Genomic DNA, 23292 nt, shown 5'->3' on the forward strand with positions numbered 1-23292 from the left:
GAACGGGGACGGCTGGCAATGTACGCCAAGGTGGTCCGTCGACTTTGAGACTGCTCAAGAGCGGTGTGGCGGGCGCCAGGGGATATCGGTGTACCGGCGCTCAGGGCGGATCAGATTGCGAGTGTGGGACCAAACTCAAGAACTCAGAGGCATGTCCGCCCTCGGTTAGGATCGGGTGATCACGCCATGAAGAATAAATCACCCCCCTTTTCTGTAGCAGAACCGAAATGGCAACACCAATCTACCACTGCAACAAAATATTGAGCGAAAGTCTCACTCAAAATAATTCACCTGACGAATTAAAATTTACCAGGCACCCTGCACACATCCACACATCCACACATCCACACATCCACACACCACTAAAATAATTCTTAAAGTTATTTGGCGGCCGTTACCAAAAAACAATTCATGTCGATTTGTCGAATGGACACTTCGCTTCTATCTGGCGCATAATTTGATGTGCCAGCCAATACATGCAGGCGGCGATCACAGGAATGGTCCTGGATGCTTTCCCTGAGAGCATGAAAACCGAGTGCATAAACACAGCTTAAAAGGAGTTCAGCATGAAGGCTGAAGATATTTTTAGCAATGTCAACGGGAAGAATGGGGAGTTATCCCATAAACTGCGCACTGTTAGCGACCTTATTAGACACATAAAAACAAAAGAGAAAAGCAGCCCTGCAAATTACAGTATTTTCTTAGGTGCTGGAGCGTCAGTCACATCTGAAATTAGAACAGCGGCACAACTCATTGATGAGTGGGCCAAGGAGTTGTACGAGAGATTCTGCGATGGCCAGGTGGCAGAAAGTGCAGAACAGGCCAGACTGTATTTCGAGAGCAAACATTCTAGTTGGTACAGTCCCGACAACCCTTACTCATCTCTCTTTGAAAAGAAGTTTGACCTACCAACTCAACGCAGGCGATTTGTTGAGCAAGAAGTTGACAACAAACTCCCTTCTATTGGATACGCATACCTAGCCTCCCTAGTAGACAATAATTACTTCAACACCATCTTTACAACAAACTTCGACGACCTAATAAATGAGGCTTTTTATTTGTTTTCAAACACAAGACCGCTCCTCTGCGCTCATGACTCATCAATACATTCGATAAGCATTACATCCAAGAGACCAAAAATAGTAAAGCTCCATGGAGACTATCTTTTTGATGACATCAAGAGCACACTTCGTGAAACTGAATCCCTAGAACAAAACACCAAAGAAAAGTTTGTTGAGTTCTGCAAAGAGTATGGATTAATAGTGGTTGGCTATTCTGGAAGTGATCGTTCCATTATGGATGTCCTTGAATTCCTGGTTAGACAAGAAAACTACTTGAAAAATGGCGTATACTGGTGCCTACGTCGCTCAGACAAAGTTTGTCATGCACTCAGAAATCTGATTTGGAAAGATAAAGTCTATCCAGTACTGATAGATGGCTTTGATGAGCTCTTCGCAGAAATTCATGCTCAAACTGTCCGAGGGGAGCTAAAGCTAAACTCCAGCAAGGAACAGTCCAAGCTAAATCAGACAATTCAAGGAATCATTCTCGACAACTTTGAACTCTCAAAAAACAAAATAATATCAAAAGAAATCCTATCCATAAAAAACGATGGTGACTCAAAAGATATCTCCGAGTTCGTGAAGCAACTTTCCAGCGCAAATGAAACATCACAACTCGGAATAAAAGACGTAAGGAATTTACTAGAAATCAACTCGCTCATCGATAGCTCCGAACTGCATAAGGCAGAAGAGGCCTGCAGAGCATGCTATGAATCTGCATTCAAGCCCGACGACAAGAAAGTTTATATCGAAAAATATATTGATATCTACCATAGGCTCGGCCTCAACCAAAAAGTCAGTTTGTGGTGCGACAAACTTATTGAGATCGACCCAAACAACATTGAATACCACCTTAAAAAATCAGCATCAATAGACTCTCTAGATGAAAGAATTGAGTACCTCTCCGGCATTCTTTTGTCCTTCAAATACAGCACTACATTGTTGAACGCAATTTCCTCAAGCTTAACTAGGCGAGCACAGAAAGAGACGCTTGACAAAGCCGCCAGATACCTTGACGAAGCAAAGGGGTATTTGGAAAGAAGCCTGACAATTGACCCGAGCCTAAACAATCATGCATGGAAAATAAAAACTGATTTATTGATTGCACTCTACTTCAAGTCAGGCGATGCGAACTCAAAGAAAGATATCAAACTCAGCATATTAGATCACGTGAGCCTTGCCAGGGGTCGCAACCCAGAGCATAAGCAATCTTTGGAGATTGCCGAGTTAAGCCTGAGTGTTTCATGCGACAAAGTCGAACTCAAAAAACTCATCGGTTCGCTACTCGACTTAAAGAAGAAATCCTCCGACGCCAAGCGACGCAACTTGAATGCAGTTATTGCAAACTGCTTTGAGCATATTTACGAACTAGATGACAACGACGACTTAAAGTCAGAACTTAAATACTTCATAGAGGAGCATCTGGATTCCGAGGACAAAAGCGCACGCATAGCCATGACCAAAATCAGGTATTGGTCGAGCGTTGCCAATAACAAAGATTTAGCCGAAAGCGAACTAAGCACTCTACTTAAACGCAAGAATCTGGGAATGCATATCGGAGAAATCCTCAAGCTCCCAATAGATTTCAACAAGCAGACATTAATCCAACTGCAAGAAAAACTTGAAAGCGACAGGTATGCATTGCGCAAAAACTATTACTTTGAGACCCTTAGCGAAATCTGTGTCTTTAAAGGCGACACGGAAGAAGCGGACCACTACTTAGAACTCGCGTACAAGGAAGGCATGTCATTCTGCTCTTACATGTCAAACAAGACCTACATCCTGCTCCTGTCTAAAAAATACGCCCAAGTCACAAACCTGGCAACCTTGTATGCCAAGCAAATAGAAGATCATGAGGCTGAGCCGATTCAGATCAACATCCAGTATGCAGCAAAACAAACCGGACACAGTCTGTTCAACGAACTCACACTTAGAAACCTGAGTGCAAAAAGCGATTCTGATGAAGTCAAGATTTGCGCTTTTTCGCTACTAAATCAACCGATTGATGCAAGGCGCATCATCAAGAAGAAGCTAGCAATGGATCCTGGATTAATCTTTAAATACAACAAGTGGCCGGCACTTAGTGAAGACTGCTTCCCCGAAAAGACTGCTCACTCGGAAGTTGCCTGAAGAAATTAATATTTAGAGCAGAGGGTGGAGAGGGATACCTCCCCACCTTTTAACAACAATAAAAATAGCGTTTCGCATTGTGTTGAGGATTGATTTTTGTGGGTAAAGCTAACTTAAAAATAGATTCCCTCATCTCGTAGACACTTTGATCGGCAGTTTCTGGTCGACTAACGCTGGCCATGACAGGCCGTGCGCGCACCCCAAAAAAAGCGCCGTTTCACGAGCAACAATATCCCAGCCTGAACCGGGATGCTCCTTACATTGTCTGGCTCCAACAGAAATGTCATAGTGATATTATGCCGGCGTGCCCGCGGCACCTTCCTGCCACCAGTGCGGAAGCACCTGCCCTTGCTGGCCAGCCTCGTCGCGTAGCCGGAGCGCGCCTGTCCAATGCGGGCATACCGATAACCGCCCGACACGCAACACCACCGGCACGCGGTAGGAGGCATGCGATGAATGAGCTGTCCGCCCATCACCCGGGGCGCTGGTGGCACAGCCTGCCCGATGGCCGAATCCAGTGCGACCTCTGCCCCCGTGACTGCAAGCTGCGCGACGGGCAGCGTGGCGCCTGCTTCGTGCGCATGCGCGAAGGCGAGCAGGTGGTGCTGACCACCTACGGCCGCTCTTCCGGCTTCTGCATCGACCCTATCGAGAAGAAGCCGCTCAACCACTTTCTCCCCGGATCGGCGGTGCTGTCCTTCGGTACGGCAGGCTGCAACCTCGCCTGCAAGTTCTGCCAGAACTGGGATATCAGCAAATCGCAGGATATGGACCACCTGATGGATCAGGCCAGCCCGCAGCAGATCGCCCTGGCGGCGGAGAACTCGGGCTGTGCCAGCGTGGCCTTCACCTACAACGATCCGGTGATCTTCGCCGAATACGCCATCGATACGACCATCGCCTGCCGCGCGCGCGGCATCCGCACGGTGGCGGTGACCTCCGGCTACATCCACGCCGAACCGCGCCGCGAATTCTTCGCGGTGATGGACGCGGCGAATGTCGACCTCAAGGCCTTCACCGACGACTTCTATTTCAAGCTCACCGGCGCCCATCTGCAGCCGGTGCTGGATACCCTGGTCTATCTGCACCACGAGACCGACGTCTGGACGGAGATCACCACCCTGCTGATTCCGGACCACAACGATTCGGACTGGGAGATCGAGGCCCTGTGCGCCTGGGTATTCAGGGAGCTGGGGCCGGACGTGCCGCTGCACTTCACCGCCTTCCACCCCGACTTCAAGATGCTCGAAACCCCGCACACCCCGCCGGCAACGCTCAGGCGCGCCCGGCAGATCGCCCTGGCGCAGGGGCTGCACTACGTCTACACCGGCAATGTGCACGACGCCGAGGGCGGCACGACCTTCTGTCCGGGCTGCGGCGCGCCGCTGATCGAGCGCGACTGGCACCATATCCTGCACTACCGGCTGACCGCCAAGGGCCGCTGTCCGCAGTGCCACACCGCCATCGCCGGGCGCTTCGACCAGCAGGCCGGTACGTTCGGCCAGCGCCGGATTCCGCTGCGGCTGAACCCGCAGTCCTGAACGGCTGGCCTCCCGTCGATGGGCCGCAGCGGCGCTGCGCCGGCTAGCGCCCGGGCGGAGCGACGGCAGCCGATGCCGGTTGGGCGCCGGCAACAGCGGCAGCCTCGGCGACCGGGTGCGGCTGGGCCGGGGCCGCACGCCGCGCCACCAGCAGCACTCCCGCCAGCACCAGACCAGCCCCGGCCAGTTGCGCCAGGGAAACCGGCTCGGCGAGCAACAGCCAGGCGAAGAAGATCGTCAGCATCGGGCCCAGGGTGCCGATCAGCACGGTACGCGCCGCGCCGATGCGCTGCACGGCGGCCGATTGCCAGAACACCGGCAGCACCGTGGAAAACAGGGCCATGCCCGCGCCATACAGGTAAACCGGTGCGGGCTGGTTCAGCGCGGAAAGCGGCTGACTGAGCGCGAAGTGAATCTGCGTCGCCAAGGTCGAGACGATGATCCCCAGCGCGGCAAAGCGCATGGAGCCGACGCGCTTGATGGCGATCTCCGCGCCGGCACTGTACAGCGCATAGGACAGCGCCGAACCGAACACGAAGGCCGCGCCGATCAGCACCACGCCCATGTCGTCGGCCACCTGCAGGTCGTGGGCGAACGCCAGGCCAATGCCGGCGTAGGACAGCAGCAGCGCGCCGATCTGGCGCCGCTCCAGGCGCTTGCCCATGAACAGCACGCCGATCAGCACGGTCAGGGTCGGATAGATGAAGAGAATCAGCCGTTCCAGGGCTGCGGAGATGTACTGCAAGCCGACGAAGTCGAGGATGCTGGCCCCGTAGTAACCGAGCAGCCCCAGCAGGATCAGCAGCCCCCAGTCCTGGCGAGTCAGCGCGGGGCCGCTGCGCAACAGCGAAAGGCTGACCCAGAGCACCACCGGCAAGGCAAAGGTCATCCGCAGGGTCAGCAGGGTGACGGCATCCACGGGCGCTGCGGCATAGGCCAGCTTGACCAAGATCGCCTTAAACGAAAAACCGAATGCCGCGAGAATCGCCAGCACGATGCCCCAGCGCTCGGCCGACCAGTTGTTCCACGCCATGGCAGATCACCTCTCAGACTTTTTCTGAGACGAATGATCACGCCAAGCGAAACCCGGTTAAATTGGCTTTTCAGCAATACAGCGTTCGGATTTGACCAAGCCTATGCATTACGACCTGACCGACCTGCGCCTGTTCGTCGCCATTGCCGAGGCGCGCAACCTCACCCGCGGCGCCGAGCGCGTCCATCTGGCGGCCTCTTCGGCCAGTCATCGCATTCGCCTGCTGGAAGAGTCGACGGGCACGCCGTTGCTGGTTCGCCAGGCCCGCGGCGTCAGCCTGACCCGTGCCGGCGATGTGCTGCTGCGCCACGCGCGCCAGGTGTTCGCCCAGCTCGAACAGATGCATGCTGACCTCAGCCCCTATGCCAAGGGGGTGCGCGGCCACGTCAGCCTGTGGGCCAACACCCACGCCACCCATGCCTTCCTGCCGGACAGCCTGGCGACCTTCCTGCAGCGTCACCCCCAGGTGGGTATCTCGCTGGAAGAGCACACCAGCCCCGAAGTGGTCCTGGCCGTCGCCCGCGGCGAGGTGGAGGTCGGAGTCGTGGCCGATACGGTGGCCGGCGCCGAAGTGGAGCTGATCCCCTATCGCGCCGACCGCCTGGTACTGATCGCCCCGCCCGACCACCCGCTGGCCAGACGCGCCCGTACCGCCTTTGCCGAGGTGCTGGACCACCCCTTCGTGATGCTGCATGCCGGCTCGGCCATTCACACCTTCACCATGAACGCCGCCGCCGCGCTCGGCCGCCATCTGGAGGTGCGCATCCAGGTGCGCAGCTTCGAGGCCGTGTGCCGCATGGTCAGCGCCGGCGTCGGTCTGGGCCTGGTGCCGCGCAGCGCCATCGCCGAACACAGCCAGCGCTTGCCGCTGGCCGTTGTCGAACTGGAGGAACCCTGGGCACAGCGCGACCTGCAGGTGTGCGTGCGCAAGCGCGAGCTGCTGTCGCGCTTCGCCGCGGACCTGGTCGACTGCCTGACCGACAGCAGGTTGGAACCTAGATGACGCAGGCGCCATCGGCCAGGTAGCCGCATCGCACAGCGACCGCCAGCGAGAAAGAACGGTCAGCTCGGCGCGCAGCTGCTTTGGGCCGCATGCTGTCGCTGGAGAGTGGCCGGAAGCAAACGTTCAGAGCACAAAAATCTGCCCCTTGGCCGACGACCCTGGCCAAGACTCAATACAATCTGCGCCCGATAACCCTGAGCCATGAACATGGCTGCATCGAACAAGGAACCCGCCCCCATGGCCTCCCCGGATAAACAGCAAAAACGTGCCCAGCGGGCCAAAGTCAAGGCCAAGCAGAACCGGTCGGGCAAAGCCAAGGCCAATGTCGTACATCCGCTGCTGGCCAATCCGCTGGTCAACGAGCCATTCGATGATGTCGAAATCGACCTGAGCACCTTCGACTTCAAAGACATCGAGGAGAACGGTTTCGATCCGGCGCACTTCGACGACCTGTTCCAGGCGATGAAAGTCGGCGAAGGCATCAGCCTGCTCGCGATGTGCCTGGTGTTCCTGCAGTACCCGGTGTTGGAGCTGGTGGTCGCCGAGGAAGAGGAAGAAGCAGCCATCGACTTCATGATGGGCCTGCTGATCGCCTATCGCGGGTTCTTCCACGATGAAGACGAAGACACGGCAGTGAATTGGATCAGCAGCGCCGCCTTCCAGACTGCCTACAACGAAGCGTCGATGATCCTGCAGAAGAAGTACGCCCGCGGCACCTCGAGCGACCGAGCTTAGCCGCGAGCCGAGCAGCCACGGTTGGCAAGTCCATTCGAGCGAGAGCGGTGCGAGCAGGCCGGCGCGTTCGGCCAGCGCCGGATTTCGCTGCGGCTGGCCCCTCGGCCCTGAGCGTCAGCTCAGAACTGCCTGACCAGCGCCGCCACCAGGATGCCGACAGCAATCGCGGGCAGCGTTTTTTTCAGCAGCAGCATGGTGGCGGCCGTGGCCAGCAAAGCCAGCCTTGCGCCGGTGTCCCCCTCCAGCGCCATGGGGGCCAGCAGAGCCACCAGCACGGAGCTGGCCATGGCGCCGATGAACTGTTTCACCCGGTAGCCGATGGGCACGAACGACATCACGTAGACACCGCCCCAACGGGTCGCCAGGGTCACCACCGCCATGACCAGCACCAGGATCAGTGCGCCGAAACCCGTCGTTTCAAGACTCACGTTTCTTCTCCGGCAGGGATGTTCCGGTCAAGCCGCCTGCCAGTGCGCCCACGACCACGTGGCTGTTGTCCGGCAGGAACCAGTAGGCCAGCAGGGAGGCGCCGGCCGCGACGACCCAGATGGTCAGGATACGCAGATTCTTTTCCCCGCCCACCACCATGGCCAGCAGGAAGCAGCCCATCACCATGTCCAGCCCCAGACTCCGGGGATCGTGAATGGCCCCGCCAAAGCAGATGCCCAACCAGGTGCCCACGACCCAGAACGACCAGAGGGCGAGGCCGCCGCCCAGCAGCAGGCCGATCCCCGGCTGGCCGCGACCGAACGCCTGCATGGACATGGCCCAGTTGGCATCGGAGGCCAGGAGCATGACGCCATATCGCCTTGCCGACGGCAACTGGCGCAGCCATGGATAGAGTGTCGCCCCCATCAGCAGATGCCGAGCATTGATGGCGAACACGGTGAGCACCAGGGTGAAGAGCGGAACCTGAGGCCCCCACAACTCCAGTGCGGCGAACTGGGAGGCGCCGGCGAAGACCAGCGTGCTCATCGCCATGATCACCGAGTCCTCCAGTCCGGCCTGTACGGCGGCCAGGCCAAAGGCCGCGCCGAAAACCGTGACGAACAGGGAGATGGGGACGAGCTGCCTGAAGCCAGCCCACACCATCTGGCGATCGAACTCGTGCAGGGTGGTATCCGTGCCCGTCATGCCGCAGCCTCTCTGCTTGTCGATGTCGATTCCGCTGCTACAACGGGTGTTGCAGCAGGCTCAGGCTGCGACTATGCGCGGCGCCGAGCAAAAAGAAAAACGCATAATCCTGCTGTATGCTATTTGATATTCGAATGCCAAGGCGTGCCCCATGACCTTCCAGGACCTGCAGATCGACTGGCTGAAATGCTTCGTTGCCGTGGTGGATGCCGGCTCGCTGTCCGGCGCGGCGCCGGAAGTGCATCGCTCCCAGTCGGCCGTGAGCATGCAGCTCAAGAAGCTCGAAGCGGCCCTGGACTGCCAGCTGCTGGTGCGCGGCCCCCGGCAGCATCAACTCACGGCGCAGGGACAGTTGCTGCTGGGCTATGCGCGGCGGATGCTCGACCTGCACGCGGAAACCCAGGCGGCGTTTCACGGCGAGGAACTGGCCGGCCGCATCCGCCTGGGCGTCCCGGACGATTATGCCGCGCGTTACCTGACCCCCGTGCTCAAGCGCTTCGCGCCCCATCATGGCGCGGTGGAGATCGAGCTGAACTGCGAGCAGTCGACCGCGCTGATCCCCCGTGTCGAGCGCGGCGATCTCGACCTGGCGCTGGTTTCCCGGGACCAGCCGCGACACGGCACCCTGCTGTTCCATGAGCCGATGGTGTGGGTCGGTTCCGCCCAGTTCGAGGTCTGGAGACGCGACCCGCTGCCCATCGCGGTCTATGAAAGCACCAGCCTGGCCAGGCGCAGCGCCCTCAACTCCCTGGCCCTGCAGGGGCGCCGCTACAAGGTGGTGTACAACAGCTCGAGCCTGGCCGGACAGATTGCCGCCGTCGAGAGCGGGCTGGCCGTCGCGGTGCTGACCCAGTGCAGCGTGCCCGCCGGCCTGCAGATCCTGGGTGGCGAACATGGCCTGGGGCCGCTCGAACCCATGGAGGTCGCGGTGTATCGCAGCCGGGCCTCGCAGGGCTGCAAGGCGGTGGACAGCCTGCACAACCTGCTGATCAGGACGCTCAGGCATTCGGCGGCAGCCTGAAGGGCGGCGCCGACGAATTCGAAAGCAAGACCCGGAGTGTGTCCCGCCCCCGGCCGGGCCTACAGTAGGCAGCGTCGAACTCGTGGGATAATCCGGACATGTCCAAGCCAACCGAACAACCTGCTGCAGCGACTCTGTCCGACCCGCGCTGGGCCCGGGTGGTCGCCCGCGACCCGCAAGCCGATGGCCGCTTCTGCTACGCGGTGCGGACCACGGGCGTCTACTGCCGCCCCTCGTGCGGCTCGCGCACGCCGCGGCCGGAGAACGTCCGCTTCTTCGCCTCGGCCGCCGCCGCCGAGCGGGCGGGCTTCCGCCCGTGCAAGCGCTGCAAGCCCGACCAGGCGCCCCTCGCCGAGCGGCAGGCCGCCCTGGTGGCCGCGCTGTGCCGACAGATCGAGGCCGCGGACACGCCGCCCAGCCTGGCGGAGCTGGCGCGCGGCGCCGGGATGAGCGCCTTCCACCTGCATCGCCTGTTCAAGGCGGTCACCGGCGTGACGCCGAGGGCCTACGCGGCGGAACTCCGCGCCCGCAAGGTCCGCGCGACGCTGGGCGGCGGCGGCAGGATCACCGATGCGATCTACGCGGCCGGCTACAACTCGTCCGGCCGCTTCTACCAGGAGTCGGCACACCTGCTGGGCATGCCTCCCGGGAGCTTCCGCGACGGCGGCAACCGGGCGGTCATCCGCTTCGCGGTGGGCGAGTGCTCGCTGGGCTCGATCCTGGTCGCCGCCAGCGAACGTGGCGTCTGCGCCATCCTGCTCGGCGACGATCCCGATGCCCTGGCCCGCGACCTCCAGGACCGCTTCCCCAAGGCCGAGCTGATCGGCGCGGATGCCGCCTTCGAGCAACTGGTGGCCACGGTCGTCGGCTTCGTGGAAATGCCCGGGCGCGGACTCGACCTGCCCCTCGACGTGCGCGGCACCGCCTTCCAGCAGCGCGTCTGGCAGGCACTGCGGGAAATCCCGGCCGGCACCACGGCGAGCTATGCGGAAATCGCCCAGCGCATCGGCACGCCCAAGGCAGTGCGCGCCGTGGCGGGCGCCTGCGCGGCCAACGCGCTGGCCGTGGCCATTCCCTGCCATCGGGTGGTGCGCAGCGACGGCGGGCTTTCCGGCTATCGCTGGGGGGTGGAGCGCAAGCGGGCGCTGCTCGAGCGGGAGGCCACGCCGTGACCATCAAGCTTTCCTGCGCCATGGCGCTGGGCGCCACCTTCCGCCCCCAGGATATCCTGGCCTTCCATCGCCGCGACCCGCAGGCCATCGCCGAGCGGGTCGATGCGACCGCGCTGCACAAGGGCCTCGTCTGGGGCGATGCCGCGGCCTGCCTGTCCATCGAATTCCACCGCGACCGGGCACAGGCGTGCCTGTCCGTCGACGGCGCAGTGGCGGAGGCCGGACAGCCGGCCTTCGAGGCCATGGTCCGCCGCATGCTCGGCCTGGAGCAGGACGTGGAGGCCTTCGAACAGCGCCACCGCCGCCATCCCCAGCTCGGCCCCCTGATCGCCCGACAGGCCGGCCTGCGCGTGCCGCTCGCCGCCACCCCGTTCGAGGCGCTGACCTGGGCGATCACCGGCCAGCAGATCAGCGTCGGCGCCGCCGTCGCCCTTCGCCGCAAGCTGGTGATGGCGGCGAACGTGCGTCATTCCGGCGGCCTGCTGTGCTACCCGCAGGCTCCCCAGGTCGCCGGGCTGAGCGAAGCGACCCTGCGCCAGGCCGGCTTCTCGGCGACCAAGGCCGGCGCCCTGCTGACCCTCGCCAGAGGGGTGGTGGAGCAGCGCCTTCCCCTCGACGCCTGGATGCACACGCTCCCGGTGGAGGAGGTCCGGACGCAGCTTGAGGCGCTGCGCGGCATCGGCCCCTGGACGGTCAACTACGCGCTGCTGCGCGGTTTCGGCTGGCTGGACGGCTCGCTGCACGGCGATGCCGCCGTGCGCCGCGGGCTGCAGGCGCTACTCGGCCAGCCGGAGCAGGTCAGCGAGGCGCAGGCGCGGGCCTGGCTGGCGGAGTTCTCGCCCTGGCGCGCGCTGGTCGGCGCGCATCTCTGGGCGATGCAGTCCTCTGCCGCCTATTGAGCGAACCGACCCGGGCCGGGCAACGCCTTGCCGCGACCTTCGCCATCGGTGGCTCAGTAGGCGCCGGCGAAGTCGACTTCGCCGTGCAGCGCCTCGCCGGCCTGGTAACGCGCCAGGTTGTCGACGAACAGCCGGGCCAGTGCGGCCGGCACCAGCGGGCCGGCGATGTGCCCGGTCAGCGTCAGGCCTGGCGCGTCCCAGAACGGATGCTGCGCCGGCAGCGGCTCCTCGCGGAACACGTCGAGGACCGCGCCGGCCAGCAGGCCCTCCTGCAGGGCGTGCAGCAGCGCCGCGTCCACCACCGCGCTGCCCCGCCCCACGTTGACGAACAGCGCACCCGGCGCGACGGCGCGGAAGAAGCTTTCATCGTAGAGGTCGGCGGTCTGCGGCGTGTCGGGCAGGATGTTGACGATGTAGTCGGCTGCGCCGGCCTCGGCGTGCAGCGCGTCGAGCCCGGCGACGCGCTCGAAGTGCTCGAGCGGGCGCGGCCGGTGGGCGATGCCGGTCAGGCGCAGGCCGAAGGGCGCCAGCAGGCGGGCGACCTCGCGACCGATCTCGCCGGCGCCGACGATCAGCAGCCGGCGCCCGAACAGGCTGCCGGGAATCCGCGCATCCCACTGGCGCTGCCGCTGGCTTTCCCGGCGCGCCCGCAGCTGCTGCTCGTGCTCGAGCAGGTGGGCGAGCAGGTACTCGGCGATCGGCTGGCCGAACACGCCGACGGCGCGGCTCAGCCGGTAATCGCGGGGCAGATCGGCCGCCAGCAGCGGCCGGTAGCCCGCCCAGGTCGACTGCAGCCACTGCGGGCGCAGCCCGGCGCGCAGCAGCGGCACCAGCCGGTCCGGCTCGCCCAGCCAGATCGTGCAGCGGCGCAGCGCCTCCGGTGCGGCGTCCGCCGCGATCAGTTCGAGATCGCCGCACAGGGCGTGCAGCGCGGCGCGCAGTTCGGGGTTGCGGGCATCGGCGAGAAGGATGGGGCCCATCGCGGCGGCTCCTGAGGTCGGCGGGATCGACTCGCGACTATACGCGCGCACGCTGCGCCCCTGAAGCGCCGCGCACGCCATGTGGTCCGCCCGAGCCTGCTTCCTCGTCAGCCGCGCAGCATCGTCGCCTCGTCCTGATCCGCCCGGACTGCACCACTGTCATCGTCAGGCCGCGGCCACGGTGGCATGTCGCGGCAGGCCGATGGAAATCAGCGCGGCGAGCAGCACGAAGGCGCTGGACACCCACAGGCAGGCTTCGAGGCCCCAGGCCTGGAACACCCAGCCGGACAGCAGCGTGCCGATCAGCCGGCCGAGGGCGTTGGACATGTAGTAGAAGCCGACGTCCAGCGAGACCCCGTCCTCCTTGGCGTAGCTGACGATCAGGTAGCTGTGCAGCGAGGAGTTGATGGCGAACAGCGCGCCGAACAGCAGCAGGCCGCCGATCAGCACCGTCTGCGCGGAAAGCTCCGAGCCCAGGCCCAAGGCGATGGCCGCCGGCAGTCCGGCCAGCAGCGCCGCCCAGACGAAGGCCGCACGGCCGTCCGGCACCCTGCCGCTGCGCTTGCCGGTGAAGTACGGCGCGAACGACTGCACGAAGCCGTAGCCGATCACCCACACGGCGAGGAAGCCGCCGACCTGCCAGAAGTCCCAGCCGAAGCTGGCGGACAGGTACACCGGCAGGGCCACCACGAACCACACGTCGCGGGCACCGAACAGGAACAGCCGCGCGGCGGAAAGGATGTTGATCGCCCGGCTCTTCGACAGCAGGTCGCGGAACTTGGGCTTGCTCTTGGCCTTGCCGAGGTCCTTCTTCAGCGTCACCAGGCTGGCCAGCCAGATCAGCGCCAGCACGGCGGCCATGGCCAGTACCGCGCCGGTGAAACCCAGCGTCGTCAGCAGCGCACCGCCGAGGAAGAAGCCGACGCCCTTGAGCGCGTTCTTCGAGCCGGTGAGCAGCGCCACCCACTTGTACAGGGTGCCCTGCTGACTGTCCGCCACCAGCAGCTTGATCGAGCTTTTCGCGCTCATCTTGTTGAGGTCCTTGGCGATCCCGGACAGCGCCTGCGCCGCCATCACCCAGGGCACGGTGAGCATGGCCGCCGGCACCGTGAGCATCAGCAGCGCCGCCACCTGCAACCCCAGGCCGATGTTCATGGTGCGGTTGAGGCCCAGGTGCGCGCCCAGCCAGCCGCCGACCAGATTGGTGACCACGCCGAAGATCTCGTAGAACAGGAACAGCGCGGCGATCTGCAGCGGGCTGTAGCCGAGACCGTGGAAGTGCAGCACCACCAGCATGCGCAGGGCGCCGTCGGTGAGGGTGAAGGCCCAGTAGTTGCCGGTGACCAGCAGGTACTGGCGGATTTCGGGAGAGAGACGAGCAAGGGCGTGCATGGGGAAATCCGTATGGCAGATCGTGTAGGGGCGAATTGATTCGCCTGACGGAACCGCGCTGGCGAATGAATTCGCCCCTACTGGCCAGAAACCGTAGGGTGGGTTATGGCCTGCGGCCTGACCCGGCTAACACAGGCCGTAGGGTGCGCCGCGCGCACCGAGCAAGGAGCCCTGGTGCGCAGGGCGCACCCTACATAGGCGAGCGCGAGTTTCTCAGCCGGCCAGGCCGACCTTGCGGGCCAGCTCGACGGTGCGGTTGGCGTAGCCCCACTCGTTGTCGTACCAGGCGTAGACCTTCACCTGGGTGCCGTTGACCACCAGGGTCGACAACGCATCGATGATCGACGAGCGCGGATCGGTGCGGTAGTCGATGGACACCAGCGGGCGCTCCTCAAAGCCGAGGATGCCCTTGAGCGGGCCTTCGCTGGCGGCGGTCTTGAGCAGCGCGTTGACTTCCTCGGCGCTGGTGGCGCGCTCCACCTCGAACACGCAGTCGGTCAGCGAGGCGTTGGCCAGCGGCACGCGCACGGCGTGGCCGTTCAGCTTGCCGCGCAGCTCGGGGAAGATCTCGGCGATGGCGGTGGCCGAACCGGTGGTGGTGGGGATCAGGCTCATCAGGGAGGCGCGGGCGCGGCGCAGGTCCTTGTGCGGCTGGTCGAGGATGCTCTGCGTGTTGGTCAGGTCGTGGATGGTGGTGATCGAACCGTGGCGGATGCCGAGGGCCTCATGGATCACCTTGACCACCGGGGCCAGGCAGTTGGTGGTGCAGGAGGCAGCGGTGACGATGCGATGCTGCTCGGGATTGAACAGCTGGTCGTTGACGCCCATGACGATGTTCAGTGCGCCCGCCTCCTTGACCGGTGCACTGACCACCACGCGCCTGACGCCCTGGTCCAGATAGGCCTGGAGGACGGCGACGGTCTTCATCTTGCCGCTGGCCTCGATCACCAGATCGCAACCCGACCAGTCGGTATCGGCGATGGCCTTGTTGGCGGTGACCTTGATGCGCTGGCCGTCGATGACGATGCAGTCGCCCTCGCTGCTCGCCTCATGCTGCCAGCGGCCGTGCACCGAGTCGAAGTTGAGCAGGTGGGCGTGGGTCGCCGCGTCGCCGGCCGGGTCGTTGATCTGCACGAACTCCAGCTCCGGCCAGCCCCAGGCCGCGCGCAGGGCCAATCGCCCGATGCGACCGAAGCCGTTGATGCCTACCTTGATGGTCATGATCTTGTTGTCTCCGTTCCCGGTGAAGGTTTATTCAGCGTCGAACTGGGCGATCCAGGCGACATGCGCCGGATGCTGGATGGCCTTGGGGCGCAGCGCCTGCACCAGCGCCACCGCCTCGGTGCACGGCAGGCCGCGGTCGATCAGCAGGCGCGCGGCGATCAGCCCGGTGCGCCCGGAGCCGCCCTTGCAGTGGATGGCGATGCTGCGGCCTTCGCCGAGCAGGCCGGCGATGCGCTCGCGGGCCAGGCTCCAGGCCGCATCGAAATCGGCCAGCGGCACCTGCTCGTCGGCCACCGGCAGGTGGAACCACTCCAGGTCGCGCGCGGCGCACAGTGCCGGCAGCTCGGCGGCCTGGTTCTGCTCCAGCTCGCTGGCCGGCATCAGGGTGATCAGCGCCTCGGCGCCGGCCGCGCGCAGGGTGTCCAGGGCGTCAGCCACGCTGGTGTCCTTGCTGCCGGGGCACGGGGTGAAGATCAACCGGCCGGAGCAGCCGGGGACGCCGAGGATGTCGTAGGGGTGGGACACGATGGTTTTTCCTTGAAGGTTCAGAGGGTGCGCAGGTTGACGCGGCGGGACAGCTCTTCGGCCGATTCCTTGCGCTCGGAGTAGCGGTCGACCAGGTAGTCGGCGCGCCCGCGCAGCAGCAGGGTGAACTTGACCAGCTCCTCCATCACGTCGACCACCCGGTCGTAGTAGGCGGAAGGCTTCATGCGGTCGGCCTCGTCGAATTCGAGGAAGGCCTTGGCCACCGAGGACTGGTTGGGGATGGTGAACATACGCATCCAACGACCGAGTACGCGCATCTGGTTGACCGCGTTGAACGACTGCGAGCCGCCGCAGACCTGCATCAGCGCCAGGGTCTTGCCCTGGGTCGGGCGGATCGCGCCCATGGTCAGCGGAATCCAGTCGATCTGCGCCTTGAACACCGCGCTCATCGCGCCGTGGCGCTCCGGCGAGCACCACACCTGGCCTTCCGACCAGAGCACCAGCTCGCGCAGCTCACGGACCTTGGGGTGGTCCTCGGGCGCGTCATCCGGCAGCGGCAGGCCGGACGGGTCGAAGATGCGCGTCTCGGCGCCGAAGCGCTGGAGCAGGCGTGCGGCTTCCTGGACCAGCAGCCGGCTGTAGGAGCGCTCGCGGTTGGAGCCGTAGAGCAGCAGGATGCGCGGCGGATGTTCCGGCTGCGCTGGCAGGCCGAGCTTGCCCAGATCAGGCAGGTCGAGCAGTTCGGGATCGATGTTGGGCAGGTCGTCGTGCATGGCGTCCATCCGGGGCAAAGGGGTTACAGGCTGCCGATACGGACCAGCTCGGTTTTCAGGGCAGCGGCATCCAGCTGGTCGAGGGGCAAGACGAGAAAGGCCTGGATACGGGTCTTGATCCGGGCGACCGTGGCGTCGAACGCGGCAGCGATTTCGGCAGCGCTACCCGTCACCTCGGAAGGGTCCGCCAGCCCCCAATGGGCGCGCAGCGCCGGGCCGAAGAACACCGGGCAGGCCTCGCCGGCCGCCTTGTCGCAGACGGTGATGACCAGATCGGGTTGCAGCTCGGCATGCGCTTCGATGGGCTTGCTGGACAGACCGTCAAAGGCCACCCCCGTCCGTTCCAGTGCTTTCAGCGTGAGCGGATGAACGAAGCCCTTCGGCTCGCTGCCGGCGCTGTAGGCGCGCAGGCCGGTCGGGGCCAGATGATTGAACAGGGCTTCGCAGAGGATGCTGCGGCAACTGTTGGCCGTGCACAGGAACAGAACCTTCATGGCGGTACTCGGGGTTCGGCGCCCTCAGGCGCAGGCGCTGGTGCGCTCGGGGCGGTTGCGCATGCCCTCCAGGCGCTCGGTATCCGGCCGCAGCCAGTGCTTGTTGGCCGCCAGGATGGTGGTGAGCATCTCGTGCACCCAGTCGGGCAGATGGGGATGTAGCCGGTAGTACACCCACTGGCCCTGGCGACGATCCTCCAGCACTCCGCAGCTGCGCAGCAGCGCCAGGTGTCTGGAGATCTTCGGCTGGCTTTCCTCCAGCGCCGCGGTCAGCTCGCAGACGCACAGCTCGCCTTCGCGGGCGATCAGCAGGGTCATCCGCGCACGGGTTTCGTCGGCCAGGCATTTGAAAACCGTGGTGGGGGTCAGGTGCTCGACCATGGCAATCCTCAGCGTTTGTTCTTCACCAGCACGAACATCTTGATGCGCTCGTGGATCTCGTGAAGGGTGTGGCGATAGGCGTCAGGCTTGCGGCTGGTGACCGGATCCTCGAAGTCCCAGGCGAGGTATTCGCCGGCTCCGGGGAGCGCCTGACATTCGAGAGCTGCTTTATCGCACAGGGTGATGACGTAGTCGAAACGCTCGCCGGCAAACTCGTCCAGCGACTTGCTGTGCAGCGCATCGGTGGCCACCCCCAGGTGCTCCAGGGCACTCAGGACGCGTGGATCGACCGCCGCCGGCGCAGTACCGGCGCTGAAGGCGGCGAAATGCTCGCTGTCGGTGTGGCGCAGCAGGGCTTCGGCCATCTGCGAACGCGCCGAGTTGGCGGTGCAGACGAACAGCACGCGGGTCTTGTAGCTCATCATGAGGCTCGCTTGAGAATGCGTTTTGGCGAATATATTATCTGCCATATGTGAAGTAAAGCATGCCTGCATCGACAAGGGCTGCCCAATGAAAAAAGCTCTGAGTACCTGCCTCCTGTGCGATGGCTTGCCGCGCTGGCAGAAAAATTCACATATTCAACTATCCGAATGTTAAGGTTTCGAGAATGTGCTGCCTGCCTGGCGGCACCCACCAGGGCAACCCCTCCCACGGACTTGCGAGGCCCGGCATGCTGAACACCCCGACTACAGTGGACGTACTCATCATCGGCGGCGGCCAGGCCGCGCTGGCCACGGCCTACTTCCTGCGCCGCACCCAGCGATCCTTCCTGCTGCTCGACGAACAGGCCAGCCCCGGCGGCGCCTGGCTGCACGGCTGGGACTCGCTGCGGCTGTTCTCCCCGGCCACCTGGAGTTCGATTCCCGGCTGGCCGATGCCGGCCAGTGCATCCACCTACCCGACCCGCGCCGAGGTCATCGACTACCTGAGCCGCTACGAAGAACGCTACCAGCTGCCAGTGCTGCGCCCGGTGCATGTCGAGGCGGTCGAGCGCGATGGCGATTACCTGCGGGTACGCGCCGGTGAACGAACCTGGCGAGCCCGCGCGGTGGTCAGTGCCACCGGCACCTGGAGCCATCCGTACATTCCCGACTACCCCGGCCGCGCTGAGTTCGCCGGGGTGCAACTGCACTCGGCCCACTACGTCGACCCAGCCCCATTCGCCGGCCAGCGGGTGATGATCGTCGGTGGCGGCAACTCGGGCGCGCAGATCCTCGCCGAGGTGTCGAAGGTCGCCGAAACCCTGTGGATCACCCCCGAGCCGCCGCTGTTCCTGGCCGACGATGTCGATGGCCGCGTGCTGTTCGAGCGCGCCACCGAACGCTGGAAGGCCCAGCAGGAGGGCCGCACGGTCGAGCAGCCGATCGGCGGCCTCGGCGACGTGGTGATGGTCGAACCGGTGCGCGAGGCGCGCAGCCGTGGCGTGCTGGTCAGCGAAAGGCCGTTCAAGTGCTTCACCGAACACGGCGTGGAGTGGGCCGACGGCCGTCGTGCCGAGGTCGATGCGGTGGTCTGGTGCACCGGCTTCCGCCCGGCTCTGGATCACCTGAGCGCGCTGGGGGTGATCGAGGCCGACGGCAAGGTGGCCGTCGAGAATACCCGTGCGCTGAAGCAGCCGAACCTGTGGCTGGTCGGCTACGGCGAGTGGACCGGCGCCGCCTCGGCCACCCTGATCGGCGTGACCCGCACGGCGCGCAGTACGGTGAGCGAGATCGACGCAGCCCTCGGTGGCCACTGAATATCCGGCTCTGCCTATCGCAAGCCCGGCGTCTGCAAGAATGGAAGGAAACATCGATGTCCAGTCCCTGTGAAGTGGCGGCCCGGCAGGCCGCCGGCGCCCCGCTCGGTTTCTTCGAGCGCTACCTGACCCTCTGGGTGTTCCTGTGCATCGTCGCCGGCACCCTGCTCGGCCTGCATGCCCCGGCCGTGGCCCAGGGCATCGGCGCGCTGGAGGTGGCCCAGGTCAACATCCCGGTCGGCGTGCTGATCTGGGTGATGATCATCCCCATGCTGATGAAGATCGACTTCGGCGCCCTGCACGAGGTACGCGAGCAGAAGGCCGGCATGGGCGTCACCCTGTTCGTCAACTGGGCGGTGAAGCCGTTCAGCATGGCGCTGATCGGCTGGTTGTTCGTCAAGGTGCTGTTCGCCGACTGGCTGCCGGCAGGCGAGCTGGACAGCTACATGGCCGGGCTGATCCTGCTCGGCGCCGCGCCCTGCACGGCGATGGTGTTCGTGTGGAGCAACCTGTGCAACGGCAACGCCAACTTCACCCTCACCCAGGTGGCGCTCAACGACCTGGTGATGGTGTTCGCCTTCGCGCCCATAGTCGCGCTGCTGCTCGGCGTGTCGTCGATCCCGGTGCCCTGGGACACCCTGCTGCTGTCGGTGGTGATGTACATCGTCATTCCGCTGGCCATCGCCCAGTTCCTGCGCGCCCAGTTGATGAAACGGGGGGAAGCGGCCTTCCAGGCCGCGCTGGCGAAGGTCTCGCCGTTCTCCATCCTCGCCCTGCTGGCCACCCTGGTGCTGCTGTTCTCCTTCCAGGGCAAGACCATTGTCGAGCAGCCGCTGGTGATCGGCCTGCTCGCCGTGCCGCTGCTGCTGCAGACCCTGTTCATCGCCGCCCTCGGCTACTGGCTGTGCCGCAGCCTGAAGGTGCGCCACGATGTGGCCGGCCCCGCCACCATGATCGGCGCCTCCAACTTCTTCGAGCTGGCGGTGGCGGTGGCCATCGTGCTCTATGGTTTCGACTCCGGCGCCGCGCTGGCCACGGTGGTCGGCGTGCTGATCGAGGTGCCGGTGATGCTCGCTCTGGTGCGCATGGTCAACCACAGCCGCGCCTGGTACGAACGCGCCCTGCCGCGCAGCTGAGGAGTCGTCATGGAAATCTTCAAGTGGCTGAACGACCAGCTGCTGCGCATGGAATGGCTGTCCGCCCTGGTACGCCTGCTGGTGGAGGACGTGCTCGGCCTGGACATGGCCAGCCGCCTCGGCGGCAGCCTGCACTTCTTCATCTACGACGTGATCAAGATCTTCATCCTGCTGTCGGTGCTGATCTTCGTCATCTCCTGGGTGCAGAGCTACTTCCCGCCCGAGCGTACCCGGCGCATCCTCGGCGGCATGCGCGGCTTCCGGGCCAACCTGACCGGCGCGCTGCTCGGCACGGTCACCCCGTTCTGCTCCTGCTCGTCGATCCCGCTGTTCATCGGCTTCACCAGCTCCGGGCTGCCGCTGGCGGTGACCTTCTCCTTCCTGATCTCCTCACCGCTGGTCGATCTGGCCTCGATGATCCTGCTGGCGAGCATCTTCAACTGGTCGATTGCCCTGGCCTACGTGGCGGTCGGCATCGTGCTGGCGGTGCTCGGCGGCACCCTGATCGGTCAGGCGCGGATGGAGCGGTACGTCGAGTCCTTCGTGACCCGGCACAAGGTGCTGGACCTGCCCCAGGAGCAGCTGAGCCTGCGCGATCGCCTGAGCTATGCCCGCGAGCAGGTCGCCGAGATCATCCGCAAGGTCTGGCTGTTCATCCTGATCGGCGTGGGCATCGGCGCCGCGATCCACAACTGGATTCCGCAAGACCTGATCACCAGCCTGATCGGCCGCGACCACTGGTGGTCGGTGCCGCTCGCCGCTCTGGTCGGCGTACCGATGTACGCCGACATCTTCGGTACCCTGCCGATCGCCGAGGCGCTGACGGCCAAGGGCGTTGGCCTGGGCACCGTGCTGGCCTTCATGATGGCGGTGACCGCGCTGTCGCTGCCCTCGCTGATCATGCTCAAGAAGGTGGTCAAGGCGCCGCTGCTGGCGCTGTTCTTCGCCATCGTGGTGGTCGGCATCATGCTGATCGGCTATCTGTTCAATGCCTTTGCCTACCTGTTCATCTGAACCGGCTCATACATCCCAGGAGAAACCTGATGATCATCAAAATCCTCGGTTCCGGCTGCAAGAAGTGCGTGACCCTCACCGAAAACACCCGGGCGGCGCTGGCCAGCCTCGGCCGCGAGGCCGAGGTGGTCAAGGTCACCGACTTCGCCGAGATCGCCGCCCACGGCGTGATGTCGACCCCGGCCCTGGCCATCGACGACAAGGTGGTCTCCGTGGGCAAGGTGCTCACCCCCAGCGAGGTTGCCGCCCTCATCCAGGGCTGACCTGACGCCCTACCCGGCGAGCGCGCCGTCCAGTTCGGGCACCGCCGCGAAGTGGCGCAACGATCTTGCCGGTCTGGCCGAGCTGGATCGCCCGGTGGGCAGCTCTGCGGCCTACCACGCGGCGCTGCACAAGATCCTCCACGTCGCCAGCACCAACGCCACCGTGCTGCTGTTCGGCGAGAGCGGCATGGGCAAGACCATCTTCGCCCACGAGGTGCGCGCCAACGGCCCCTTCGTGGCGATCAACTGCGCGGCCATTCCCGAGGCGCTGATCGAGTCCGAGCTGTTCTACGTGCAGCGCGGCCCGGTGCGCCTGACCGAGATCGAGGAGGTGTACATCGAGGTAGCTATGGAGCTGAGCGAAGGCAACGTCTCCCGGGCCGCCGGGATGCTCGGCTATACCCGCGCCCAGCTCGACTACCGGCTGAAGAAGATGGCACAGGACGAAGGCTGAGGCGGCCGGCAAAAAGAGCTGCCGCGCCCGGGAACGGCAGCCGCGAAAGGCGATCGAAGAGGACCGCAAGCCCCCGCCCCGGAGCACGGGCGGGAAGATCACCAAGGCCTCGACGACCGCTCGCCATCATGATGAAAAAAAACTTGAGCAAGGCCGCCCTTTGGCCGGGACTGCTGCTCTGGGCCGCCTGCACGGCACTCGCCGCCAGCGCGGCCGAACGCCCGCTACGCCCGGAAAGCCCGGTGGTGAGGGCCCTGGTGGAAAGCGCCTCCCGCGATCTCGCCGCCGGGCGGACCGAACAGGCGGCCGCCACCCTGGAGCGCGCCCAGCGCATCGAACCGGGCAATCCGGTGATCGTGCACTACCTCGGCCAGGTTCGTTTGCGCCAGGGCAACTACCCGCAGGCCGAGGCGCTGGCCGCCAAATCCGACGTCCTCTCCGGGGGCGACCGCACCCTGCGCGAGCGCAACGTCTGGCTGATCAATGCCGCCCGGGAGGCCGCCGTGCAGGGACTTCCCCCGGCGGAAGCCGCGGAGCCAGCGGATGACGCGCAGGTCGCCCTGCAACAGCGGCTCGACGAGGAGATCGCCGCGCGCCAGCAGGCCGAAGCCCGGGCTGCCGCCCTGCGCGAGCAGCTGGCCCAGGAGCAGGCCCGCAGCAACCAGCGGAGCTGGTGGCGGGACGCGGAATACGAGGGCGCACCCGAGGAACCCGGCATGCAGGCGGCGGTGTACGACTCGGCGCAGGAGGCGGAGATCTACCGCATCCCCCGTGGCCATCTTCCGCCACCCGGGCAATGCCGCATCTGGTTTCCGGGGCGCTCACCGGGCAAGCAGCCGCCGCCGGGCGACTGCCGCCAGCTGCGCCATCGCGTGCCGGCGGGGGCCTGGTTGATCGGCTCCTGACCAATGAATTGGCTAAATCTTGGGACCGGGCGCAAAGGCCCGTAGGGTGGGCTTTAGCCCACCAACGGGGATCAGCGTGGGCTAAAGCCCACCCTACAAAGCTGATCGGACTGTAGGGGCGAATTCATTCGCCTGTGCGCGGCGATCTGGCGAATGAGTTCGCCCCTACAGGGATGGGGTGGCCTCAACGCAACCGCCGCACCACTCCCAGCGCCGCAACGAACAACAGGGCGATCCCCGCGAACACCGTGGCCGGCGCCGCGGCCGCGCTGCCCGCCGGCGCCAGGCCCAGCCAGCCGGCCAGCTCGGCGCTGCCGGCGGAG

24 protein-coding genes are annotated in these 23292 nt (G+C 64.2%); 13 read left to right on the top strand and 11 right to left on the bottom strand.

Annotated features, from left to right (window positions below; genetic code table 11):
- Positions 1 to 566 precede the first annotated feature (566 nt).
- Both E5198_RS08065 and amrS read left to right on the top strand, forming a co-directional pair.
- Positions 567 to 3191: an SIR2 family protein gene (locus E5198_RS08065; RefSeq protein ID WP_136489486.1), complete on the top strand. Its 2625-nt coding sequence runs from the start codon at positions 567 to 569 to the stop codon at positions 3189 to 3191.
- Positions 3192 to 3643: 452 nt separating this feature from the next.
- On the top strand, positions 3644 to 4732 hold the full coding sequence (amrS, locus tag E5198_RS08070) for an AmmeMemoRadiSam system radical SAM enzyme (RefSeq protein WP_136489487.1): 1089 nt from the start codon (positions 3644 to 3646) through the stop codon (positions 4730 to 4732).
- A 43-nt stretch (positions 4733 to 4775) separates the two neighbouring features.
- Here the strand turns inward: amrS and E5198_RS08075 are convergent, their stop codons facing one another.
- Positions 4776 to 5765, bottom strand: a complete 990-nt coding sequence (locus E5198_RS08075; RefSeq protein ID WP_136489488.1) for a DMT family transporter — start codon at positions 5763 to 5765, stop codon at positions 4776 to 4778.
- A 103-nt stretch (positions 5766 to 5868) separates the two neighbouring features.
- Between E5198_RS08075 and E5198_RS08080 the strand changes: the two genes are divergently transcribed.
- Together E5198_RS08080 and E5198_RS08085 are read left to right on the top strand one after the other, a co-directional pair.
- Complete coding sequence (locus E5198_RS08080; RefSeq protein ID WP_136489489.1) at positions 5869 to 6768, top strand: LysR substrate-binding domain-containing protein; 900 nt, start codon at positions 5869 to 5871, stop codon at positions 6766 to 6768.
- 237 nt (positions 6769 to 7005) lie between these two features.
- Positions 7006 to 7503, top strand: coding sequence for a hypothetical protein (locus E5198_RS08085; protein WP_136489508.1), 498 nt, complete (start codon positions 7006 to 7008; stop codon positions 7501 to 7503).
- A 119-nt stretch (positions 7504 to 7622) separates the two neighbouring features.
- Here E5198_RS08085 and E5198_RS08090 read toward each other — a convergent pair whose 3' ends face one another.
- Both E5198_RS08090 and E5198_RS08095 read right to left on the bottom strand, forming a co-directional pair.
- Entirely contained in the window at positions 7623 to 7931 is a 309-nt protein-coding gene (locus tag E5198_RS08090; protein WP_136489490.1) for an AzlD family protein, read from the bottom strand.
- Positions 7921 to 8637, bottom strand: coding sequence for an AzlC family ABC transporter permease (locus E5198_RS08095; protein ID WP_136489491.1), 717 nt, complete (start codon positions 8635 to 8637; stop codon positions 7921 to 7923). The genes E5198_RS08090 and E5198_RS08095 overlap by 11 nt, the downstream gene beginning before the upstream one ends.
- 151 nt (positions 8638 to 8788) lie before the next feature.
- Here E5198_RS08095 and E5198_RS08100 point away from each other — a divergent pair, with 151 nt between their 5' ends.
- From E5198_RS08100 to E5198_RS08110, 3 genes are all read left to right on the top strand, one after another.
- A complete protein-coding gene (locus tag E5198_RS08100) occupies positions 8789 to 9658 on the top strand; it encodes a LysR family transcriptional regulator (protein ID WP_136489492.1) in 870 nt (289 codons plus the stop codon).
- 98 nt (positions 9659 to 9756) lie between these two features.
- Positions 9757 to 10830 carry a bifunctional DNA-binding transcriptional regulator/O6-methylguanine-DNA methyltransferase Ada gene (gene ada, locus E5198_RS08105; protein ID WP_136489493.1) on the top strand — a complete coding sequence of 358 codons (1074 nt, stop codon included), beginning with the start codon at positions 9757 to 9759 and terminating at the stop codon, positions 10828 to 10830.
- On the top strand, positions 10827 to 11729 hold the full coding sequence (locus tag E5198_RS08110; protein ID WP_218569044.1) for a DNA-3-methyladenine glycosylase: 903 nt from the start codon (positions 10827 to 10829) through the stop codon (positions 11727 to 11729). The genes ada and E5198_RS08110 overlap by 4 nt, the downstream gene beginning before the upstream one ends.
- A 53-nt stretch (positions 11730 to 11782) precedes the next feature.
- On the opposite strand, the gene E5198_RS08115 is transcribed toward E5198_RS08110, so the two are convergent.
- The 8 genes from E5198_RS08115 to E5198_RS08150 all read right to left on the bottom strand — a co-directional run bounded on the left by E5198_RS08115 (position 11783) and on the right by E5198_RS08150 (position 17881).
- Positions 11783 to 12709, bottom strand: a complete 927-nt coding sequence (locus E5198_RS08115) for a D-2-hydroxyacid dehydrogenase (RefSeq protein WP_136489494.1) — start codon at positions 12707 to 12709, stop codon at positions 11783 to 11785.
- Between the two features lie 165 nt (positions 12710 to 12874).
- Positions 12875 to 14101: an organoarsenical effux MFS transporter ArsJ gene (arsJ, locus tag E5198_RS08120; protein WP_136489495.1), complete on the bottom strand. Its 1227-nt coding sequence runs from the start codon at positions 14099 to 14101 to the stop codon at positions 12875 to 12877.
- 213 nt (positions 14102 to 14314) lie between these two features.
- Positions 14315 to 15322, bottom strand: coding sequence for an ArsJ-associated glyceraldehyde-3-phosphate dehydrogenase (locus E5198_RS08125; protein ID WP_136489496.1), 1008 nt, complete (start codon positions 15320 to 15322; stop codon positions 14315 to 14317).
- A gap of 30 nt (positions 15323 to 15352) precedes the next feature.
- The gene (locus E5198_RS08130) at positions 15353 to 15850 is read right to left on the bottom strand and encodes a cyclin-dependent kinase inhibitor 3 family protein (RefSeq protein ID WP_136489497.1); all 498 of its coding nucleotides are present in this window, start codon (positions 15848 to 15850) and stop codon (positions 15353 to 15355) included.
- Between the two features lie 20 nt (positions 15851 to 15870).
- A complete protein-coding gene (gene arsH / locus E5198_RS08135; protein WP_136489498.1) occupies positions 15871 to 16584 on the bottom strand; it encodes an arsenical resistance protein ArsH in 714 nt (237 codons plus the stop codon).
- Positions 16585 to 16607: 23 nt separating this feature from the next.
- Positions 16608 to 17078, bottom strand: coding sequence for an arsenate reductase ArsC (locus tag E5198_RS08140; RefSeq protein ID WP_136489499.1), 471 nt, complete (start codon positions 17076 to 17078; stop codon positions 16608 to 16610).
- A gap of 24 nt (positions 17079 to 17102) precedes the next feature.
- Positions 17103 to 17459 (bottom strand): metalloregulator ArsR/SmtB family transcription factor, encoded by a 357-nt coding sequence (locus E5198_RS08145; RefSeq protein WP_136489500.1) that lies wholly within the window; start codon positions 17457 to 17459, stop codon positions 17103 to 17105.
- Between the two features lie 8 nt (positions 17460 to 17467).
- Positions 17468 to 17881: an arsenate reductase ArsC gene (locus tag E5198_RS08150; protein WP_136489501.1), complete on the bottom strand. Its 414-nt coding sequence runs from the start codon at positions 17879 to 17881 to the stop codon at positions 17468 to 17470.
- A gap of 248 nt (positions 17882 to 18129) precedes the next feature.
- On the opposite strand from E5198_RS08150, the gene E5198_RS08155 reads away from it, so the two are divergent.
- The 6 genes from E5198_RS08155 (at position 18130) to E5198_RS08180 (ending at position 22969) form a co-directional block, all read left to right on the top strand.
- Positions 18130 to 19197, top strand: coding sequence for an ArsO family NAD(P)H-dependent flavin-containing monooxygenase (locus E5198_RS08155; protein ID WP_136489502.1), 1068 nt, complete (start codon positions 18130 to 18132; stop codon positions 19195 to 19197).
- Positions 19198 to 19253: 56 nt separating this feature from the next.
- Entirely contained in the window at positions 19254 to 20333 is a 1080-nt protein-coding gene (arsB, locus tag E5198_RS08160; RefSeq protein ID WP_136489503.1) for an ACR3 family arsenite efflux transporter, read from the top strand.
- A 9-nt stretch (positions 20334 to 20342) separates the two neighbouring features.
- Positions 20343 to 21347 (top strand): permease, encoded by a 1005-nt coding sequence (locus tag E5198_RS08165; RefSeq protein WP_136489504.1) that lies wholly within the window; start codon positions 20343 to 20345, stop codon positions 21345 to 21347.
- 29 nt (positions 21348 to 21376) lie between these two features.
- Positions 21377 to 21610 carry a thioredoxin family protein gene (locus E5198_RS08170; protein WP_136489505.1) on the top strand — a complete coding sequence of 78 codons (234 nt, stop codon included), beginning with the start codon at positions 21377 to 21379 and terminating at the stop codon, positions 21608 to 21610.
- Positions 21611 to 21704: 94 nt separating this feature from the next.
- Positions 21705 to 22064 (top strand): helix-turn-helix domain-containing protein, encoded by a 360-nt coding sequence (locus tag E5198_RS22185; protein ID WP_218569045.1) that lies wholly within the window; start codon positions 21705 to 21707, stop codon positions 22062 to 22064.
- A 143-nt stretch (positions 22065 to 22207) separates the two neighbouring features.
- Positions 22208 to 22969, top strand: a complete 762-nt coding sequence (locus tag E5198_RS08180; RefSeq protein WP_136489506.1) for a tetratricopeptide repeat protein — start codon at positions 22208 to 22210, stop codon at positions 22967 to 22969.
- Positions 22970 to 23292 lie beyond the last annotated feature (323 nt).

It is taken from the genome of Pseudomonas sp. A-1, assembly GCF_004801855.1.
Taxonomy (GTDB): Bacteria; Pseudomonadota; Gammaproteobacteria; order Pseudomonadales; family Pseudomonadaceae; genus Geopseudomonas.